This is a genomic window from Siccirubricoccus deserti, assembly GCF_014283215.1.
GTDB classification, from domain to species: domain Bacteria; phylum Pseudomonadota; class Alphaproteobacteria; order Acetobacterales; family Acetobacteraceae; genus Siccirubricoccus; species Siccirubricoccus deserti.
In genome coordinates this window covers 1-983 of sequence record NZ_JACOMF010000234.1, presented here as the reverse complement: position 1 = coordinate 983, position 983 = coordinate 1, and the positions used below count along the sequence as shown (strand labels likewise).

Sequence of the window (983 nt, the reverse complement as noted above, 5' to 3'; positions counted from 1 at the left end):
CGGCAACTGTAATCAGGTTGCGGTGTCGAGTCGGTAGTTTGTTCCGCTAGAAACCATGGCATTGAGTGTGACGAGGAGCTTGCGAGCCGTGGCGGTCAGGGTGGCCTTCACTGACTTGCCTGCGGCCTGCAGGCGACTACGAAACTCGCGGAAGATGGCGGAGCGTCGGGACGCCTGGAGGGCTGCGAGGTAGAGAGCGGTGCGAACGATGGCCCGACCGCCGGCGATTGCGCGTGCCCCGGATTTCTTGCCGCTGTCGCGCGCGATAGGCGCCAAGCCAGCCAGGGCTGCGATCCGGCGTCGGTCGAGTTGCCCGAGCTCCGGCAGCTCGGCGATAAGGGTGGCCGCGACGATCGGGCCGACACCTGGCGCGGTTTGGAGGCGTCGATCGATGCTGGCGAGGTTCGCGTCAGCTGCGACGGTGGCGGTCATGCGTTCCTCGACTTTGTCGATATGGCGATCGAGGATGGCGATGATGGCCCGGATGTCTGCAAGGGCGGCGGGATCGGTGGTCTGCTGCAGCCTGGTAGCTTCCTGCTTGCGCAGGTCGACGAGCTGGCGGCGGCGGGTCGCCTGTGCCTGGAGGGAACGGCGAGCCTCCGAGGCTGGCTCAGTGCGTTTGGGGGTGAGCCTGGCGCCGAACTCGGCCAACACCCGAGCATCGACACGGTCGGTCTTGCCGAGGACGCCCATGGCCCGGGCGAAGTCACGTGCCTGACGCGGATTGACGCGGGTGAAGGGGACGTCTGCTGCTTCGAGCGCATCGCGCAGGCCACGATCATAACCGCCGCTGGCTTCGAAGATGACCCAGACGCCGTCCTTCCTGCATCGAGCCGCAAAGGCCCGCAGTGCGGCCGGCGTACTGTCGATCCGGCTTGGCTTACGGCCCGGGTGATGGATGTCGATCCAATCCTTGGCGACATCGACGCCGATGAAGAGTTGCTCCGTCACGATCCCTGCTCCTGTCCTGCGGGGTATGAGCG

General features: G+C 66.1%; 1 protein-coding gene. It reads right to left on the bottom strand.

Annotated elements, in window-relative coordinates; translation table 11 throughout:
* Window positions 1-12 precede the first annotated feature (12 nt).
* Window positions 13-951, bottom strand: coding sequence for an IS110 family RNA-guided transposase (locus H7965_RS30020; RefSeq protein WP_229682885.1), 939 nt, complete (start codon window positions 949-951; stop codon window positions 13-15).
* Window positions 952-983: the final 32 nt, after the last annotated feature.